General features: G+C 39.0%; 17 protein-coding genes. 5 read left to right on the top strand and 12 right to left on the bottom strand.

Features of this window, described 5'->3' with window-relative positions:
• Positions 1 to 56 precede the first annotated feature (56 nt).
• The 4 genes from EPA86_RS16940 (at position 57) to yacG (ending at position 2,745) form a co-directional block, all read left to right on the top strand.
• A complete protein-coding gene (locus EPA86_RS16940) occupies positions 57 to 956 on the top strand; it encodes a prepilin peptidase (RefSeq protein WP_140605580.1) in 900 nt (299 codons plus the stop codon).
• 7 nt (positions 957 to 963) lie between these two features.
• Positions 964 to 1,575, top strand: coding sequence for a dephospho-CoA kinase (gene coaE / locus EPA86_RS16935; RefSeq protein ID WP_140605579.1), 612 nt, complete (start codon positions 964 to 966; stop codon positions 1,573 to 1,575).
• Positions 1,576 to 1,706: 131 nt separating this feature from the next.
• On the top strand, positions 1,707 to 2,453 hold the full coding sequence (gene zapD, locus EPA86_RS16930; RefSeq protein WP_140605578.1) for a cell division protein ZapD: 747 nt from the start codon (positions 1,707 to 1,709) through the stop codon (positions 2,451 to 2,453).
• 55 nt (positions 2,454 to 2,508) lie between these two features.
• The gene (gene yacG, locus EPA86_RS16925) at positions 2,509 to 2,745 is read left to right on the top strand and encodes a DNA gyrase inhibitor YacG (RefSeq protein ID WP_140605577.1); all 237 of its coding nucleotides are present in this window, start codon (positions 2,509 to 2,511) and stop codon (positions 2,743 to 2,745) included.
• A gap of 17 nt (positions 2,746 to 2,762) precedes the next feature.
• Here the strand turns inward: yacG and mutT are convergent, their stop codons facing one another.
• The 3 genes from mutT to EPA86_RS16910 all read right to left on the bottom strand — a co-directional run bounded on the left by mutT (position 2,763) and on the right by EPA86_RS16910 (position 6,897).
• On the bottom strand, positions 2,763 to 3,179 hold the full coding sequence (mutT, locus tag EPA86_RS16920; RefSeq protein ID WP_140605576.1) for an 8-oxo-dGTP diphosphatase MutT: 417 nt from the start codon (positions 3,177 to 3,179) through the stop codon (positions 2,763 to 2,765).
• 66 nt (positions 3,180 to 3,245) lie between these two features.
• Positions 3,246 to 5,927: a preprotein translocase subunit SecA gene (gene secA / locus EPA86_RS16915; RefSeq protein WP_140605575.1), complete on the bottom strand. Its 2,682-nt coding sequence runs from the start codon at positions 5,925 to 5,927 to the stop codon at positions 3,246 to 3,248.
• Positions 5,928 to 5,982: 55 nt separating this feature from the next.
• Entirely contained in the window at positions 5,983 to 6,897 is a 915-nt protein-coding gene (locus tag EPA86_RS16910; RefSeq protein WP_246058447.1) for a M23 family metallopeptidase, read from the bottom strand.
• 100 nt (positions 6,898 to 6,997) lie between these two features.
• Here EPA86_RS16910 and EPA86_RS16905 point away from each other — a divergent pair, with 100 nt between their 5' ends.
• Positions 6,998 to 7,498 carry a DUF721 domain-containing protein gene (locus EPA86_RS16905; protein WP_140605573.1) on the top strand — a complete coding sequence of 167 codons (501 nt, stop codon included), beginning with the start codon at positions 6,998 to 7,000 and terminating at the stop codon, positions 7,496 to 7,498.
• A 96-nt stretch (positions 7,499 to 7,594) separates the two neighbouring features.
• On the opposite strand, the gene lpxC is transcribed toward EPA86_RS16905, so the two are convergent.
• The 9 genes from lpxC to murD all read right to left on the bottom strand — a co-directional run bounded on the left by lpxC (position 7,595) and on the right by murD (position 18,262).
• Positions 7,595 to 8,512, bottom strand: coding sequence for a UDP-3-O-acyl-N-acetylglucosamine deacetylase (gene lpxC, locus EPA86_RS16900; protein ID WP_140605572.1), 918 nt, complete (start codon positions 8,510 to 8,512; stop codon positions 7,595 to 7,597).
• Positions 8,513 to 8,772: 260 nt separating this feature from the next.
• A complete protein-coding gene (gene ftsZ, locus EPA86_RS16895) occupies positions 8,773 to 9,942 on the bottom strand; it encodes a cell division protein FtsZ (RefSeq protein WP_140605571.1) in 1,170 nt (389 codons plus the stop codon).
• 60 nt (positions 9,943 to 10,002) lie between these two features.
• Positions 10,003 to 11,238 (bottom strand): cell division protein FtsA, encoded by a 1,236-nt coding sequence (gene ftsA, locus EPA86_RS16890; protein WP_140605570.1) that lies wholly within the window; start codon positions 11,236 to 11,238, stop codon positions 10,003 to 10,005.
• Entirely contained in the window at positions 11,231 to 12,061 is an 831-nt protein-coding gene (locus EPA86_RS16885; RefSeq protein ID WP_140605799.1) for a cell division protein FtsQ/DivIB, read from the bottom strand. Before EPA86_RS16885 ends, ftsA begins: the two co-directional genes overlap by 8 nt.
• Before the next feature lie 5 nt (positions 12,062 to 12,066).
• Positions 12,067 to 13,026, bottom strand: a complete 960-nt coding sequence (locus EPA86_RS16880) for a D-alanine--D-alanine ligase (protein WP_140605569.1) — start codon at positions 13,024 to 13,026, stop codon at positions 12,067 to 12,069.
• A gap of 2 nt (positions 13,027 to 13,028) precedes the next feature.
• Positions 13,029 to 14,492, bottom strand: coding sequence for a UDP-N-acetylmuramate--L-alanine ligase (gene murC / locus EPA86_RS16875; RefSeq protein WP_140605568.1), 1,464 nt, complete (start codon positions 14,490 to 14,492; stop codon positions 13,029 to 13,031).
• A gap of 13 nt (positions 14,493 to 14,505) precedes the next feature.
• Positions 14,506 to 15,630 (bottom strand): undecaprenyldiphospho-muramoylpentapeptide beta-N-acetylglucosaminyltransferase, encoded by a 1,125-nt coding sequence (murG, locus tag EPA86_RS16870; protein ID WP_140605567.1) that lies wholly within the window; start codon positions 15,628 to 15,630, stop codon positions 14,506 to 14,508.
• The gene (gene ftsW / locus EPA86_RS16865) at positions 15,627 to 16,841 is read right to left on the bottom strand and encodes a cell division protein FtsW (protein WP_140605566.1); all 1,215 of its coding nucleotides are present in this window, start codon (positions 16,839 to 16,841) and stop codon (positions 15,627 to 15,629) included. Before ftsW ends, murG begins: the two co-directional genes overlap by 4 nt.
• Positions 16,838 to 18,262 (bottom strand): UDP-N-acetylmuramoyl-L-alanine--D-glutamate ligase, encoded by a 1,425-nt coding sequence (gene murD / locus EPA86_RS16860; protein ID WP_140605565.1) that lies wholly within the window; start codon positions 18,260 to 18,262, stop codon positions 16,838 to 16,840. The genes ftsW and murD overlap by 4 nt, the downstream gene beginning before the upstream one ends.
• Positions 18,263 to 18,278 lie beyond the last annotated feature (16 nt).

The following is an 18,278-nucleotide window of genomic DNA, read 5'->3' as shown; positions in this document are numbered from 1 at the left end:
TAATAGTTGATTGCCTCCTATTTCCTTCCTTTCAAAGTTAATACCAAGGTTTTGATTTGCTAGATTTATCTTTACTTGAAAATATTGTCACATTATTTGAACAATCACCTAACTTTTTCTACCTCTGTGTAATATTGGTATCGCTATGTGTTGGTAGCTTTTTAAATGTTGTGGTTTTTCGAATGCCAAAAATGTTGGAATACTCTTGGTATCACGAGTGCCGTGAGTTTTTAGCCGACGAAGTAAAGGATATCAAGCCAAAACAAATGCAGGAAATAACACTATCCTCACCCGATTCAACTTGCCCTAATTGCCAGCATAAAATTCGCTTTTATGAAAATATTCCCGTAATAAGCTGGCTATTCCTTAGAGGAAAATGTGGCAATTGTTCACAACCAATTTCTAAGCGCTATCCATTAGTTGAATTATCCACCGCAGCCTTAAGTATCATCGTAGCTCAACACTTTGGACCAACTGTTACTACATTTTTTGTTTTGATATTGACCTGGAGCTTAATCGCTTTAACATTAATTGACTTTGATCACATGCTTTTGCCAGATCAAATCACTCTCCCGTTAATGTGGCTAGGCCTGCTCATTAACATTAATAGCCTAATCGTGCCGCTCTCTGATGCCGTTATAGGTGCTGCAGTTGGCTACATGAGCCTTTACTCCGTGTTCTGGTTATTTAAATTGCTAACCGGTAAAGAAGGCATGGGGTTTGGTGATTTTAAACTGTTAGCCGTTTTTGGTGCCTGGGCAGGTTGGCAGTTATTGCCTATTTTAATATTAATGGCTTCTGTTGTAGGTGCTATGGTAGGTATTACCTTAATGTTATTTAATAACCACAAACGTGAACAAGCCATACCTTTTGGCCCATATTTAGCAGTTGCAGGATGGATAACTTTACTTTGGGGTGAAGGTATTTGGTCTTGGTACCTTCAGCTAATTAGTTAAACACTCTATGTCTTCATATATAGTCGGTCTGACAGGTGGAATCGGTAGTGGTAAAACAACTGTTAGCGACCAATTCAATGCATTAGGAGTCAGCATCATTGATGCTGATATTATCGCTCGTGAAGTTGTAGCACCAAAAAGTCAGGCATTAGGTGAAATTTCACATCACTTTGGTGAAGACTTTATTAATCAAGACGGTAGTTTAAATCGAGCTTTACTTAGGTCTCGAATTTTCAGTAACGAAGAAGATAAACATTGGCTTAACTCTTTATTACATCCCCTGATTCGCCAGAAAATACAGGAGCAGTGTGCAGACGCCAAGAGTAAATACTGTATTTTAGTCGCTCCCTTATTAATTGAGAATAACCTTCTTCAGCTAGTTGATAGGGTACTTGTCGTTGATGTATCTGAAACAATTCAACTTGAGAGAACTTTACAGCGAGATTGTAGTAATGAAGAGGAAGTGAGATCTATCATTAATAGCCAAGCTCAACGAAAAGATCGCTTAGCTCATGCCAACGATATTATTAACAATGAAGATATCGATCTTTCACTGCTTAATGAAAGTATCAGAAAGCTTCATCATGAATACCTTACATTAGCATCTGATAACGAATAAAAACTGATTTATTTACCATAAAAGCTTTTGCTTACATTTGTTTGAAAAATAATCAACAAAATCATTCGCCATTTTTTTATTCTGTGGTTACTATAGCTAAACCATCAAACGAAACATGAACTTAGCTATAGATGTCAACGGTTTTATATGAACATCCGCTTAATGAGCGTATCAGAAATTATTTAAAACTTGAGCAATTATTTGCTCAAGCACACCATTGTTCTACACAAGATATCAAACTACATCATCAAGTTTTTTTTAGTGCATTGTTCGCTATTATTGATACCCTCGAGCGTAACGATGTCAGAGGCGATTTAATTAAAGATCTTGAAAAACTTGAGCAAAGCTTAGTCGTTTGGTCTAAAGCCCCTGAAATTGACGCGAGAGCCCTAGAAAACAACCTTGCTGAAACAGTTAAACTTGTTGGGCAGTTGAAAGTTGCTTCTCCTATTTGGTGTAAATTAAAAGAAGATAAATTCCTCGCCAGTTTAAAACAACGTTTTGCTATACAAGGTGGTAGCTCTTTATTTGATTTGCCTCAGCTTCATTTTTGGCTTCATCATGCACAAGATAAGTTACAAGCAGACATTGATGGCTGGCTTGCCCTTTTAGCTAATATCCAATGTTCATTAAGCTTAGTCTTAAAGTTTGTCCGACAACGGGCAAACTTTGAACCAGTGAATACAGAAAGTGGGTTTTATCAAGATAATGGCGAAGGCCTTTTACTCTTGAGAATTAAGTTAGACGAACAAGCGAGGTTTTACCCTACGGTTAGTGGCAATAAGTTTCGTTACTCAATACGTTTCATGCTTCCTTGTGAGCAAACTGGTAGACGTTATTCTAACCAAGCAACGCAATTTCAATTAGCCCGCTGTTAACCCGCTTATGTAATTCAGGTATAATCATGGTATCTGAAACTAAATAGATGTAATCATGACAATAGAAGTCCCCTGCCCCAACTGCCAGAAAAAAGTGAAATGGGAATCAAAAAGTGAATTTAGACCATTTTGCAGTAAACGTTGCCAATTGATTGACCTTGGTGAATGGGCTGACGAAGGTCACAAAATTAGTCAGCCAGTTCAAAGTCATACTCCAATGAGTGAAGAAATGTTAGATGCTCTGGAAGATGAATTCTTGATGAATAACAAATTTTTTGTCGAACCTGAATAAGCAAATTTAATAGACTACTATTGAAATCGGCTTTCTAATTGCTCAACAATTGGGTAGTTTGCTTTAGGGAAGTCGATGGTTGCAAGCTCGGATAAAGCGAACCAGCCCTCTTTTTGTCCTTCCAATGCTTTCGGCTTTCCCTCATAGTTATCAATAAGGTAAACTTCAAGGCACACATGCTTGTCGCCATAATCATGATTTATTGTCATTAAGTGCTCACAACTAAGCACATCAATAGCCACTTCTTCTTTTAATTCTCGTGCTAAAGCCTGTCCGACAGTTTCACTCTGCTCTATTTTCCCACCAGGAAATTCCCACTTATTCGCTTGATGAACATGTTCATGACGCTGAGTTAAAAAAAACATTGGCTCTTCATTGGCTGAAGATATTGCTTGAACTATGACACCAACCGCTACATTGACCACTTTTAACATTTCTTTCCTTTAAAAATAAAAAAGCTGACAATTTTGTCAGCTTTAAATCTCTAAATACTTAGGTATTTAGTTTAATTTTCCATGACACTGCTTGTACTTCTTACCAGAGCCGCACGGACAAGGTTCATTGCGCCCCACTCTAGGAAATTCAGGTTCGCTTTCTGCACCTGAGGCAGACTCGTGCTGATAGTCTTTTGGTACTTCTTCAGCTCTTCTATGCTGCTCTTCAACCGCTTCAACATCAGATTCAGCTCTAATTTGAACCTTAGATAAAATACCAACAACATCATACTTTAAGGTATCAAGCATAGTAGTGAATAGCTCAAAGGATTCACGCTTATATTCTTGCTTAGGGTTTTTCTGAGCGTGGGCACGAAGACCAATGCCTTGACGTAAATGGTCCATTGCTGATAAATGCTCTTTCCAATGAGAATCAAGACTTTGAAGCATTACCGCTTTTTCGAACTGTCGTAAAACATCAGCACCTACAGCAGCTTCTTTATCTTTATAAACTTGTTCAAATTCTGTGATAATTTTTTCACGTAAGCTTTCTTCATGAAGCTTCTCATCTTCTTCAAGCCATTTTGCAATAGGTAAATCTGTTGTGAACTCACCCTTAAGTTGCTCTTCAAGGCCTGTAATATCCCACATTTCAGCAAGAGATTGTGGCGGAATATGCTGGTCAATGACTGAATTGATCACATCACTACGAATAGCATGTACTACTTCAGCAATATCTTCCTCATCTAATAGTTCATTACGTTGCTCATAGATAACGCCACGCTGATCATTTGCCACATCATCGTATTCTAATAACTGCTTACGCATATCAAAGTTACGACCTTCAACTTTTCTTTGTGCATTTTCAATACTACGCGTAACCCATGGATGTTCAATTGCTTCTCCACGTTCCATACCTAATTTACGCATCATATTTGAAATACGCTCTGAGGCAAAAATACGCATTAAAGAATCTTCCATAGAAAGATAAAAACGTGTTGCACCCGGATCACCCTGACGACCTGAACGACCACGTAGCTGATTATCAATACGACGTGATTCATGACGCTCAGTAGCAACAATTTTAAGGCCACCTAGTGACTTAACGCGTTCGTGATCTTCTTTCCATTTCGCTTTAACTTTTTCTATCTGTTCTTCACTCGGATTTGAAAGCTTAGCAATAGCTGCATCTAAGTTACCACCTAATACAATATCTGTACCACGACCAGCCATATTAGTTGCAATAGTCACCGCACCTTCCTTACCTGCATCAGCAACAATTTCTGCTTCTTGTTGGTGGAATTTAGCATTCAGTACTTTATGCTTAATTTTTGCCTTTTTTAAATAGCTAGATAAAAACTCTGATGTTTCTATCGCAATTGTACCAACAAGTACTGGTTGCCCACGCTCAACACAGTCTTTGATATCTTCTAATATCGCTTCGAATTTTTCTTCCGTGGTTAAATAGATTAAATCAGCCATATCATCACGAACCATATCTCTATTGGTCGGGATAATAACGGTTTCTAATCCATATATATGATTGAATTCAAATGCCTCAGTATCGGCAGTACCAGTCATACCTGATAATTTTTCATAAATTCTAAAGTAATTTTGGAAAGTGATAGATGCTAAAGTTTGGTTTTCATTTTGAATATTGACACCTTCTTTGGCCTCAACAGCTTGGTGTAAGCCTTCAGACCAGCGACGACCTTCCATTGTACGACCAGTGTGCTCATCAACAATGACAATTTCACCATCTTTAACGATGTAATCCACATCTTTTTGGAAAAGTTTATGCGCCCTTAAAGCAGCCATAACATGATGTAGTAAGGTGATATTTGCCGCAGAGAATAAAGTATCCCCCTCTTGCAATAATCCTTTCTCAGCCATGATCTCTTCAATGCGAACTTGACCACGCTCAGTTAAATAGATTTGCTTTGCTTTTTCATCAATAGTGAAGTCACCTGTACCTTCTTCACCTTCTTTATCCTCTTCTTCTTGTTGCTCAAGCGTAGGAACAATAGTATTAATTGTGCGATATAGTTCTGAACTATCTTCAGCTTGGCCTGAAATAATTAACGGCGTACGAGCTTCATCAATTAAAATTGAATCAACTTCATCAACAATAGCAAAGTGTAATGGCTTTTGTGCTCGCTCTTGCGGTGCAAACACCATATTATCGCGCAAGTAATCAAAGCCAAATTCATTGTTTGTACCGTAAGTGATATCTGACTGATAAGCTGCTTGTTTTTCTTGCGTAGAAAGACCAGGAATATTACAACCAACAGTTAAGCCAAGAAATTCGAATAACGGACGACTCCAATCAGCATCACGCTGAGCTAGGTAATCGTTAACCGTAATAACGTGTACACCTTTACCTGTTAAGGCATTTAAATATGAAGGTAAGGTCGCTGTTAAGGTTTTACCTTCACCAGTACGCATTTCTGCAATTTTGCCATCATTTAATACCATGCCACCAATCATTTGCACATCAAAATGACGCATACCAAAAACACGTTTACTTGCTTCACGAACTACAGCGAAAGCTTCTGGCAATATTTGCTCTAACTTTTCATCTTGAGCTAAGCGTTCTTTAAACTCTGCAGTTTTCGCCTTTAGCTCATCATCACTTAGCGCTTCAATAACCGGCTCTAGTGCATTTATTTTTTTTACTTCTTTGCGCATTTGTTTAAGTAACCTATCATTTCGGCTACCAAACATTTTAGTTAACAAGTTTACAAACATCTTTTTTAAACCATTTATTGAATATATGCAGAAATCATTCTGCTATTGGTGAATTTTATTTTTTATTCTTTGCTTTACGATAAACATATTTTACTGGGTTTATCTGCGTATTATGTTTAAGTATTTCATAATGAACATGTGGTCCTGTTGAGCGACCTGTGCTGCCCATTTTGGCAATAACCTGCCCTTTATTAACAACATCCCCTACTTCAACAAGTAAGGTTTTATTGTGACCATAGCGTGTTTTAAATCCGTCACCATGATCTATTTCAATCAATTGTCCATAGCCATACCGTTTACTGGCCCAACTAACAACACCAGCACCGGTTGCAATAACACCCGTACCTTCTTTACCAGCAAAATCGACACCTTTATGCATAGTCGGTCGGCCATGGAAAGGGTCTTTCCTCATACCGTAATAGGAGGATAACCAACCTTTTTCAATTGGACGCCCAGATAAATAGCGATTATTTTCTATATGGTGACCAAAGGTTAAAGATTCAAGCAGTTGTAACTGCTTTTCTTCATGATTAATATTTGTTTCTAATTGCTCAATCTCTTCAAGCAAGACAGGTAAAGGCTTATGGGCTATGGCATCAATTGAAATAGATGGACCACCACTAGGTGGAAGTTGGCTAAAATTGAATTCTTTATCAGGAATATTCGCATCGTCAGCTAATCGTTCCCCTAAGGCATTTAACCGCAATAGTTGACTTTGTAATTCTGCCAGTTTCATAGTCAAAGCTGTGACTTGTCGCTTATGTTGTTTTGTATTATCAGCTTCATTTTCTAAAAGAATGCTTTCTTTACTGGTATACTGTTGCTCAGACGTATTAAGTTCGGGTGTTGTCAACGCGTATTTTTCTAAAGAGTTGGTCTCTTTGGAGGGCAGCATTAAATGCACACTAATACCAGAAATTATCGCAAATACGACTAATGCAGATAGCCAGTGCAATTTAGATAATTGCATCGAGAATCTTACGTTTTTCCCACGATATAGTAATGTTAAACTCATAGTACGTTCTGTTTAATATAATTTGATAAAAAGAGTTGAATCAAAGGTATAAATTATGGCTCGCAAGCCTAAAAAACCACTAAACTTATCGACACTGTTGCAATCAACGACAGGCACTTTGGCACAAATTCAGTCAAAAACCAACTCTTTGACAATATTGGCCGACATTGTACGACAAATATGCCCTGATTTACCAGAAGAGGTATGGCATATTGCTAATTTTCGCCAAGACACATTAATAATTGAGTTGAAAACGCCTGTTTGGGGTCAAAGGTTGCAGTTTGAACGTAATAAAATTTGCCAGCAACTCGCCATTGAAACAGAAGGGCAATGTTCAAAGATTGAGATTAAAGTTAATCCTCAGGGCTTTATCTCCAGTAAATCTGATAAAACGCTTAAACAAAAGCAAAAAATTTCTGCTATTTCACCTAACTCTACTAGCGCATCCCCTTCTAACCCTGCAACCGCTAGACTCCTACTTGATGTTGCACAAAGCGCCCCTAAAGGCCTTAAAGAAAAGCTCGAGAAATTAGCGAATGTAGCAGGCAAAAAATAGTAAATAAGTAATCAAGAGACAAGATCAAAAAAGCCGAACGAATTGTTCGGCTTTTATAGGTTTAAACAGCTTATTCAAACTGTTTAGCGTACTAAATTAAAACGCTGTTGCATTTATTTCTTGGTATTCAATTGGTGAAGAGTGTGTATCTTCATAAGTTACCCACTCCCAAGCATCTTCTTGCTTGAAGACTTCTCGTAGCAACATATTATTTAGGCCATGACCTGATTTAAATGCATTCAGTTCACCTAAGATACTTGCGCTGCCCATGTATAAATCACCAATAGCATCAAGGATCTTATGTTTTACAAATTCATCATCATAACGAAGTTCATTTTTGTTAAGCATGCGGTATTCATCTAACACTATCGCGTTTTCTAAACTTCCGCCTAAAGCTAAGTTATGAGAGCGTAAAAACTCAATATCTTTCATAAAACCAAACGTGCGCGCTCGACTGATTTCTTTTATAAAAGAAGTGCTTGAAAAGTCCATACTCATTGTTTGACACGTTGAAGCAATAACAGGGTGCTCAAATTCAATTGCAAAATTCACTTTAAAACCTTCATATGGTTTTAATTCTGCCCATTTATCACCCTCTTCTACACGTATAGCTTTTTTAATACGTAAGAAGCGTTTTGCAACATTTAATGTTTCAATACCTACAGACTGTATTAGGTAAACAAAAGGTAAAGCACTACCATCCATAATAGGAATTTCAGGCGCATCAACATCAATAATTAAATTATCAATGCCTAAGCCAGCGATAGCAGAAAGCAAGTGCTCAACCGTAGAAATTTTGACATTTTGCGGATTCACTAAACAAGTACATAGGGTGGTTTCACCCACAGCCTCAGGTGTTGCTTTAATATCAACCACTGGCTCTAAATCAACTCGGCGGAAAACAATACCGGTGTTTGCTTGTGCAGGACGGAGAGTGACCTGTACCTTTTCACCTTTATGTAATCCAACACCTACGGTTGATACACTGTTTTTTATTGTACGTTGCTTAATCATATTAGCCTCGCCTTCTTAACATTTTACGCTGAGTAAAGTTCCCACTTAACAGCAGTAACCAACTCTCTTGTTGAACCATTTAACGAACAGCCTGATTCAACGGGCGCGTAATATATCAAAGTTTACTAGTTAAATCAAAATTTAATCAGTTTACCGATAGTTATTACCCACACTTTTGTAACAACTTTCACACTTAAACATACGTTAATTGCCCTGTTACTTTCTACTATTAAATTGTAGAAAAATTGTAACTTTTGCTATTAATCTGCTTGTTTACGTAAGAAAGCAGGAATGTCCAAATAGTTATCCAAATCTGTTGCGGCAACTTTCTGTGCATTACTATCAGTCATCGCTACGGTTTCCGTAGACGTTGCCGCTTGTACTTGTGGTGCAGCAGCTGGAGTGTAATCAGCACCAACAACTTTAGGCTCCGCTACAGGCATTGGATTAACTAAAGTAATATCTGGTTTAACTTCAGCACCGATACCTGTAGCAACAACAGTTACACGAAGTTCTTCTGTCATTTCAGGGTCAATTACCGCACCGACAACTACTGTTGCATTTTCTGAAGCAAATGCTTTAACCGCATTACCGACAGTTTCAAACTCATCAATACTGATATCCATTCCTGCTGTGATATTTACCAAGATACCGCGAGCACCTGCTAAATCAACATCTTCAAGTAACGGGCTAGAAATTGCAGCTTCTGCTGCTTCTTCAGCTCTATCTTCACCTGATGCGATACCAGACCCCATCATTGCTGTACCCATTTCAGACATTACAGTGCGAACATCAGCAAAATCGACATTGATTAAACCTGGACGAGTGATTAATTCAGCAATTCCCTGTACTGCGCCAAGTAATACATTATTAGCCGCTTTGAAAGCATCTAATAAACTTGTTCCAGGCCCTAAAACTTTCAATAGTTTTTCATTCGGGATAGTAATTAATGAATCAACATTTTTACTCAAAAACTCTATGCCTTGATCGGCATAGTTCATACGTTTTTTCCCTTCAAATGGGAAAGGTTTCGTAACAACGGCAACCGTTAAAATCCCCATCTCTTTGGCAACTTCAGCAACAACTGGTGCAGCACCGGTTCCCGTGCCACCACCCATGCCTGCCGCGATAAAAATCATATCAGCACCATCAAGTGTCTGTCTGATTGTTTCTCTATCTTCTTCTGCTGCACAGCGACCTATTTCAGGGTTTGCACCTGCACCTAAGCCTTTAGTCACATCTGCGCCAAGCTGTAATGTTACATCTGCTGACGAGTTTCTTAGTGCCTGAGAATCAGTGTTCGCTGTGATAAACTCTACACCTTCAATGGTTTGAGTTACCATATGCTCAACTGCGTTACCACCGCCGCCGCCGACGCCGATAACTTTAATTACCGCCTCTTCGTTATGATCTTCCATCAATTCAAACATTTTCTCTCTCCGTTTTTACTTAACAAACTGTTTAACTAACTAAATGACTTTTACCTTGGTTTAAAATTCACCTTTAAACCAAGCATGAATACGTGACCATAAATCAGTCACACCTTCATTCTTATTCTTTTCATGACCACCTTGATTATTAGCTTGCATACCATAATGCAATAAGCCAACGACTGTTGCGTAGCTCGGATCATTTACATACTCTTTAAGCCCCTGCACTGCTAGAGGGTTGGCGATTCTAACAGGCATTTGAAAGACTTCCTCGGCAAATTCAACGACACCTTCCATCTTCGCTGTACCACCAGTTAGCACATAACCCGCAGCGATTTGATCTTCTAGACCAGACTCTCGAAGTTCTTCTTGAATTAATTCAAATAACTCATGGTATCTTGGCTCTACTACTTCAGATAACGTATGACGCGACATTGAACGTGCGGGTCTGCCGCCAACACTCGGTACATCAATATTTTCTTCCATACTCACTAATTGTTTAAGTGCACATGCATATTGCACCTTAATGTCTTCAGCATGACTTAGTGGCGTTCTAAATATTTTGGCGATATCGCTAGTAACCTGATTTCCAGCAACTGGGATCACCGCGGTATGACGTAATGCACCACCAGCAAAAACTGCAATATCCATTGTGCCTGCACCCATATCTACGACACAAATACCTAATTCTTTCTCATCCTCGGTTAAAACAGCATAACTTGAAGCTAACGCTGAAAATATTAGTTGATCTGCCGTAAGCTCACAGCGCTCTACACATTTAACTAAGTTCTTCGCCATATCATTTGCACAAGTAACAATATGAACTTTCGCTTCCATACGCACGCCAGACATACCAATAGGACTTTTAATGCCTTCTTGAACATCAATGCTGTATTCCTGAGGTAGCACATGCAACATTCTTCTCTCTGCTGAAATTGGTACAGAACGTGCGGTATGAATAACATTATCGACATCGTCTTGAATAACTTCTTTGTCGTTAATCGGCACCATACCATTTTCATTTTGACAACTGATGTGCTTACCTGAAATACCTAAATAAATTGAGCTTATTTGGCAGTCAGCCATTAATTCAGCTTCGTTAATAGCTCGCTGAATAGATTGAATAACCAAATTTAAATCGTTAACGCCACCTTTATCCATGCCACGTGCAGGTTGATTACCTACACCAACAATACTTAGTTGGTTATCAGGGGTAATTTCCCCTACGGCCACTGAAATTTTGGAGGTACCAATATCCAGACCGACGACTAATTTCCTTTCTGCTGCTTTAGACATTTAGGTTTTTCTCTTGCTCATTTATATTGCTTTGCTGTGTTGTTTCTATGATATTTTTCCAACCGACAGCCAATCCCGTATCATACCGTAAATCAATGTAATCAACCGCCTGATTTTGCTCTTTTTCTGTATTTATTTGTGCTTTGATTAAAGAATAAACATCCATAAATCTTTGTATACGTTCTACACGTTCTTCTCGCCCCAAATTAAGGGTAATTCCATCATTTAAAGTCAGCTGCCATGAGTAACGTTCAGTTAATACCAATTCATCTATGGACAACGCTTTATAATCTAATAAGGCATTCAAATTACTGTAATTCTCAAGTGCCATTTGTTCGGAGCCTTCAGGCCCAAAAAATTTTGGCAATGGATGAAATACTCGCTTAATATCTGCTTGAAATGCTTTACCAAACTGATTAAGCAAAAAATCACCATTCCAAAGGGCTACAGGTGTTTGATCAACGACATATATTTTTAATTCATCTGGCCAGTGCTTTCTAACAGCCACTGAGTATACCCAAGGTAAAGCCAATACTTTTTCTTGAACTTCATCGACATCAACAGTAAAAAAATTCCCCAAATCAATGTGTTCAATAGCTTGCAGTACATCATTACGCTCACTATATGGCATTTCACCAGCAACAATTACTGAGCTAACCGGTACATTTTCTTGACCTAAAAAGTGCTGGCTCAGCCACCAAGTTGCCGTAATTAAAGCAAATAATACTGAAACGAAAAAAAACAAACCCAGTCCAAAACTCCATGCAGGGGTTTGGTTTTGAGTGCTGCTTCCTATCTTTTTAGTCTCTTGCTTTTTCGGCATCACATTTAATCCGTAACACTTAACGCTAAAATTCGTTCAACTAAATCTTCAAAACTTAAACCAAATTGCTTTGCCGATTTTGGTACTAATGACGTTTCCGTCATACCAGGCACTGTATTAACTTCCAATAATTGCCATGAGCCATCACGCTCTCTCATTAGATCTACTCGACCCCAACCACTTGCCCCTGTCGCGTTAAATGCTTTTAATGCTAATGTTTGGATATAAACTTCATCCTCTGCATTTAATCCGCACGGACAATGGTATTGCGTACTATTTGACTGATATTTAGCTTCATAGTCGTAGAATTCTCTCGGTGTTTCCATATGTATTGCAGGTAGCGCTTGTTGTCCCAATATGCTGACCGTATATTCAGGTCCATCAATCCAAGCCTCTAACAATACTTGTTGATCAAAGCCAAAAGCCTCTGTTAAGGCATTGGTTAGTTGTTCAACTGTGCTAGCTTGAGCCATGCCGATACTTGAGCCCTCATTCGCAGGTTTAACCATGACTCGACCGCCTAATTGGTGCAAAAGCTCTGCTAATACAACACTACTATTTGTTAACGCTAAAAAATCTAATTTGTTAACTACACGATATTTGGCCGTTGGTAAGTCACTTGCAGCAAAAACTTGCTTACTACGTACTTTATCCATTGAAAGTGCTGAACCTAATACCTTTGAACCTGTGTACGGTATAGCTAAATACTCTAATGCACCTTGCAAGCAACCATCTTCACCACCTCGGCCATGTAAAGCTATAAAAACGCGATCTATTTTTTGCTTTACTAGGTTCGATAAATCAAAACCTTTAGTATCAATTAATTCAACTTGATACCCTTTGTTAGCAATTGCCTTAGCGATAGCCTTACCTGAATTGAGCGAAACCTCTCGTTCAGCTGAGTTGCCACCGTACAATACCGCAATTTTTTCTTGTTTCAGTTGCTTAATTTCTTTAGCCAACATAACTAATCACCTTTAGCCTGTAATAAGTTATGCTCTGATAAATTACGTGATACAGCGCCGATATTGCCTGCACCTTGAGTAATCACCATATCGTTATCTTGTAGTTGTGCAGCGAGTAGTTCTGGTAGCTTTTCAACATCGCTGACATATATCGGCTCAACTTGACCACGTTGTCTAATTGAACGCGCTAAACTTTTACTATCAGCAGAAGGGATGCTTGTTTCACCTGCCGCATAGACATCGAGTAAAAATAGGCAATCTACCTCAGATAACACTTCAACAAAGTCTTCATATAAATCACGAGTACGTGAATATCTATGGGGCTGAAATACCATGACCAAACGTTTATCAGGCCAACCTGCTCTCATCGCTAAAATAGTAGCTTTTACTTCACTAGGGTGGTGACCATAATCATCAACAAGTACCATTTTTCCAGCTGCGGTTGATAAGTCTGCTAACTGTTCGAATCGACGACCTATGCCTGCAAAATCAGCTAAGGCCTGGCAAATAGCACCATCAGCAACGCCCTCATCTTTTGCCACTCCAACACCAGCTAAGGCATTCAATACATTATGTTGACCAGGCAAATTAACACTCATATCTAACGGAGGTTGCCCTTGGATCTCCACAGTAAAATGACTTACACCACCATGTTGTTGGTAATTAACCGCTTTAATATCAGCGTCATCAGAAAAACCATAGGTAATCACTTGCCTGCTAATTCTCGGTAATAACTCCCTTACTACAGGATTATCAATACAAACCACCGCTAAACCATAAAAGGGCAGATTATGAAGAAACTCAATGTAGGTATCTTTTAGTTTTTCAAAGTCACCTTGATAAGTTTCCATATGATCGGCATCAATATTGGTGATGACTGCAACCATAGGCTGTAAATGTAAAAATGAAGCATCGCTTTCATCAGCTTCAGCAACTAAATAGCGACTACTGCCTAAACGAGCGTTAGTACCAGCACTATTTAACAAGCCACCGATAACAAACGTAGGGTCTAATTCACCTTGGGCAAATATGCTGGCAATTAAACTAGTAGTAGTGGTTTTTCCATGTGTACCCGCTATTGCAATGCCGTGACGAAAGCGCATTAATTCAGCAAGCATTTCTGCTCTTCTAACAATTGGAATACGTTGTTCTTTTGCTGCGACTAGCTCTGGATTATCTTTATTAATCGCGGTAGACACCACAATAACACTAGCATCTGAGATATTTTCTGTACTATGACCAATATAGACTTTCGCTCCCAATTTGGTTAAACGCTTAACAACTTGATTTTCACCTATATCAGAGCCTGAAATTTGGTAACCTTCATTAAGCAGTACCTCAGCAATACCACCCATACCTGCGCCGCCAATACCAACAAAGTGAATACGTTTTACCCTACGCATTTCTGGTACATGCGCACCGTAATGGTTTAACTGCTGTTGCTTTCTGTTTACTTGCTGAGTCATAAATTCTCTATAATTATTTCGTCTTCACTAATTGCTGACATAAATCAGCAACCTTTTCTGTTGATTGCTTGTCTGCTGCTTTAGAAGCCGCAACAGCCATTGTTTTTAATATTTTCTTATCGACAAATAGCGCTGTTAATGTCTGTGCTAATTTTTCAGCATTAAACGCTTGTTGTGCAATGAGTTTGGCGCCACCTTTATTTACCAAAAATTGAGCATTTTTACTTTGATGATCATCAACAGCATGAGGTAGTGGAACAAAAATGGCGGGTTTAGCAGCCATAGCTAGTTCAGAAACCGTTAACGCCCCTGCTCGACAAATAACAATATCAGCCCATTGATATGCTGCTGCCATATCATCAATAAATTCTGTGACTTTAACACTGCCATCAGTAATGAACTGCTCATCGTATTGAGCTTCCACCGACCTAGCATTACCTTTACCCGTTTGATGCCAAATGCTGTATCGTTCATCGTCTTTAGTTAATAACGAAAATGCCTTAGGTACAGTATTATTTAGAACTTGTGCACCTAAGCTGCCACCAACAACCAATATACGCCGTTGCTCATCATTATTCGTTTTTTCTTTAGCAGTATCTTCACTATCTTGTTGGCTTACTTGAGTAATATTCGCTCTTAATGGGTTGCCTACAACCTGAACTGTTTTCTTGCTTTGTTTAAAAGCACCGGGAAAAGCACTACATACAATAGTAGCTATACCTGCCAGTAATCTATTTGTTAAGCCTGCAGCAGCATTTTGTTCATGAACAATTACTGGTCGTCTTAATAACCATGCAGCCAAACCACCTGGACCACTCGCATAGCCGCCCATGCCAAGCACCACATCAGGTTTGGTTTTTCGTATCACACGCATCGCCTGCCATATTGACTTAACTAAGGAGAACGGCATCAATAATAAGGTCTTAACTCCTTTATTTCGTGCTCCTTTAATATCGATAAACGATATATCAAACCCGTGATTTGGTACTATATCTGCTTCCATTCGCTCAGCAGTCCCAAGCCAATGAATATGCCAACCTCTACTTGCTAATAATTGCGCAACAGCCAGTCCGGGAAAAATATGACCGCCCGTGCCACCAGCCATAACCAATAATGTTGGAGCAGTATTCAATGTCATGATTTTGCTCCTCGTCTTTTAGTACTGGTTGCTTGCATGCTTTGTAAACGTATTTCATGATCAATTCTAATTAAGATAACCAAAGCTATAGTCATAGTTATCATCGAACTACCACCATAACTTATCAAAGGCATAGTTAACCCCTTGGTTGGAACAATACCTGCACTGGCACCTATATTTACTGCTGCTTGAAAACACATCCAAATGCCAATGGCATAAGCAAGAAATCCTTCAAAATACTTCTCTTTGGCTAACGCTTTCTTGCCAAGGTGCATTGCCTTAAAGACTAAGGCCATGCTTAACAGCAAAATAAAGCTGACGCCAATAAAGCCAAATTCCTCAGCTAACACTGCCATAACAAAATCGGTATGAGCTTCTGGTAAATATTCTAACTTTTGAATACTGTTTCCTAGCCCTTGTCCTAATAATTCACCTCGACCATAGGCCATTAATGATTGGGTAAGTTGATAACCACTGCCAAAAGGATCTTGCCAAGGATCAAGAAAACTAGTGATTCGGCGCCAGCGATACGGCTCAAAAATAGCCAACATGGAAAGTAAAAACACACCGACCGATGACAAACCAATAAATTGCCACAGCTTCGCACCCGCTAAAAATAACAGTCCAAAAGTTGTCACAAACATAACAATAATGGTGCCTAAATCAGGTTGCATTAGCAGTAAACCTGCTAGTACACCGAACACAACTAAAGGCTTAATAAAGCCTTTAATATTTTCCATCACTTGTTCTCTTCGTCTTACGAGATATGCTGCTAAGTAACAGAAGAAAAAGAGTTTGGCAGGTTCTGCCGCTTGGACGGTAATTGGCCCAAGTACTATCCATCTTGTTGAACCATTGACTGTTCGGCCCACCACAAGTACCACCATTAGCAGTAAGACCGCAAAACCGAGTAAATAACTACTGTTTCGTTGCCACCATGACATAGGTATTTGCAAAGCAATAGCGGCAATACCGACACTCAGCACAATATAAATGCCATGGCGAATGACAAAATGAAACGGATTATCAAATAATCGCTCTGCGACAGGCATTGACGAGGTTGCCACCATCACTAAACCAACCATATACATAATCAACCCCAGCACAACAAAACCGCGATCAAAGGTCGCGGCATTATGTTCAGCCCCTACAGTGATATTGGTTATCCATTTAGGAAGTTCTATAGTGAATGGTTTTACAACTGAGGTCATATGCTCTCCCTAGTTGTATGAACTGTATCTTGCACTAAATCAATAAAGTGTTCGCCACGTGCAATGTAATTTTTGTACATATCTAAACTGGCACACGCTGGTGAAAGCAAAACGATATCGCCCGAACTTACCAAAGAGTTAGCTAATTTTACTGCTTCATGCAAGGTGGTAACTTCATAGGCAGTTGTCGATGTTTTCTCGCTTTGTAAAGCAATAGCATTACCATCTTTACCAAAGGTTATCAGGCTACTAACATGATTTTCGAAGACTTGATGCAATGGAGTAAAGTCAGCACCTTTGCCTTCGCCACCAGCAATTAGGATTAAACGACTCGTCGTTGATTTTGTACTTGCTAAGCCTTTAATAGCGGCTATTGTTGCGCCTACATTTGTTGCTTTAGAATCATTGATCCATTGCACTTCATCAGCTGTTGCAATACGTTGACAACGATGAGCCAAGCCAGCAAACCCAGTTAAACTCTCACTCATTGCTGATAAAGACCACCCAGCACTATAACCTAATGCCAATGCTGCTAAATAATTCAACGCATTATGCATACCTGCAAGAGGTAATTCAGCTAAAGAAATGAGTGTTTGCTCGCCAAAGGCTAAGTGTGCCTTGCCATTAATATAATGAATACCAAAATGACCTTTAGCAGGTGTATCACTGCCAAAGCTAATGGCATTTTCAACTGATGATGTTGGACTTGTAGCCTTATCATCTCGATTATAAACAGCTGCTTCTGCTTGAGGATATATTCGCTGTTTAATGGCTTGATAATTATCCATAGTTAAGTGGCGATCTAAATGATCATCACTTAAATTCAACATAGTCGCAGCAATCGCCTTCATACTGTTCAATGTTTCTAACTGAAAACTAGAAAGTTCGAGAATAAGCATTTCTGGTTGATTAGCTAACTCTGCACTTGTTGCGTTTTCAAGCTGTAAAAGGTCAAGAACAGGTAAGCCTATATTGCCGCCTAATTGAGCATTAACTCCCAGCGTTTTAGCAATATAAGCTAAGAGTGAAACCACTGTTGATTTACCGTTCGAACCGGTAACCGCTAATATACTCACAGGGTTAATACGCGCATTATTAATTTTACAGAATAGCTCTACATCACCTATTACCTGACAGTCATTATTAACCCAAACTGAAATGCCGTTAGCCACTAAATCGATACCTGGGCTTACAAGAATAAGATCAGCATGACTAATTGCTTGTTGACACCATTGCCCGGTAATGAGTTTTGCATTGATAAACTGTGCAGTAAATTTACTTGTTTCAATCACGTTGTCGCGACTGTCATTAACAGTAAAAGATAACCCTAACCCGTGCAAATACTTAGCACAGGAAAGCCCTGTTAGCCCAGCACCTAACACAAGAATGTTTTTACCTTTTAATTCTGTTAAAAACGTCATTAATATTTAAGCCTAT

Source organism: Litorilituus lipolyticus, assembly GCF_006439335.1.
Lineage (GTDB): Bacteria > Pseudomonadota > Gammaproteobacteria > Enterobacterales > Alteromonadaceae > Colwellia > Colwellia lipolytica.
Note: the sequence above shows the minus strand (reverse complement) of the source record. Positions and strands in the feature narration are given on the sequence as shown.

Excerpts from the sequence above, each read along its gene's own strand:
- coaE (WP_140605579.1), top strand. The coding sequence starts at position 964 with ATGTCTTCATATATAGTCGGTCTGACAGGTGGAATCGGTAGTGGTAAA.
- zapD (WP_140605578.1), top strand. The coding sequence starts at position 1,707 with ATGTCAACGGTTTTATATGAACATCCGCTTAATGAGCGTATCAGAAAT.
- yacG (WP_140605577.1), top strand. The coding sequence starts at position 2,509 with ATGACAATAGAAGTCCCCTGCCCCAACTGCCAGAAAAAAGTGAAATGG.
- mutT (WP_140605576.1), bottom strand. The coding sequence starts at position 3,179 with ATGTTAAAAGTGGTCAATGTAGCGGTTGGTGTCATAGTTCAAGCAATA.
- secA (WP_140605575.1), bottom strand. The coding sequence starts at position 5,927 with ATGTTTGTAAACTTGTTAACTAAAATGTTTGGTAGCCGAAATGATAGG.
- EPA86_RS16910 (WP_246058447.1), bottom strand. The coding sequence starts at position 6,897 with ATGCAATTATCTAAATTGCACTGGCTATCTGCATTAGTCGTATTTGCG.
- EPA86_RS16905 (WP_140605573.1), top strand. The coding sequence starts at position 6,998 with ATGGCTCGCAAGCCTAAAAAACCACTAAACTTATCGACACTGTTGCAA.
- lpxC (WP_140605572.1), bottom strand. The coding sequence starts at position 8,512 with ATGATTAAGCAACGTACAATAAAAAACAGTGTATCAACCGTAGGTGTT.
- ftsZ (WP_140605571.1), bottom strand. The coding sequence starts at position 9,942 with ATGTTTGAATTGATGGAAGATCATAACGAAGAGGCGGTAATTAAAGTT.
- ftsA (WP_140605570.1), bottom strand. The coding sequence starts at position 11,238 with ATGTCTAAAGCAGCAGAAAGGAAATTAGTCGTCGGTCTGGATATTGGT.
- EPA86_RS16885 (WP_140605799.1), bottom strand. The coding sequence starts at position 12,061 with ATGCCGAAAAAGCAAGAGACTAAAAAGATAGGAAGCAGCACTCAAAAC.
- EPA86_RS16880 (WP_140605569.1), bottom strand. The coding sequence starts at position 13,026 with ATGTTGGCTAAAGAAATTAAGCAACTGAAACAAGAAAAAATTGCGGTA.
- murC (WP_140605568.1), bottom strand. The coding sequence starts at position 14,492 with ATGACTCAGCAAGTAAACAGAAAGCAACAGCAGTTAAACCATTACGGT.
- murG (WP_140605567.1), bottom strand. The coding sequence starts at position 15,630 with ATGACATTGAATACTGCTCCAACATTATTGGTTATGGCTGGTGGCACG.
- ftsW (WP_140605566.1), bottom strand. The coding sequence starts at position 16,841 with ATGACCTCAGTTGTAAAACCATTCACTATAGAACTTCCTAAATGGATA.
- murD (WP_140605565.1), bottom strand. The coding sequence starts at position 18,262 with ATGACGTTTTTAACAGAATTAAAAGGTAAAAACATTCTTGTGTTAGGT.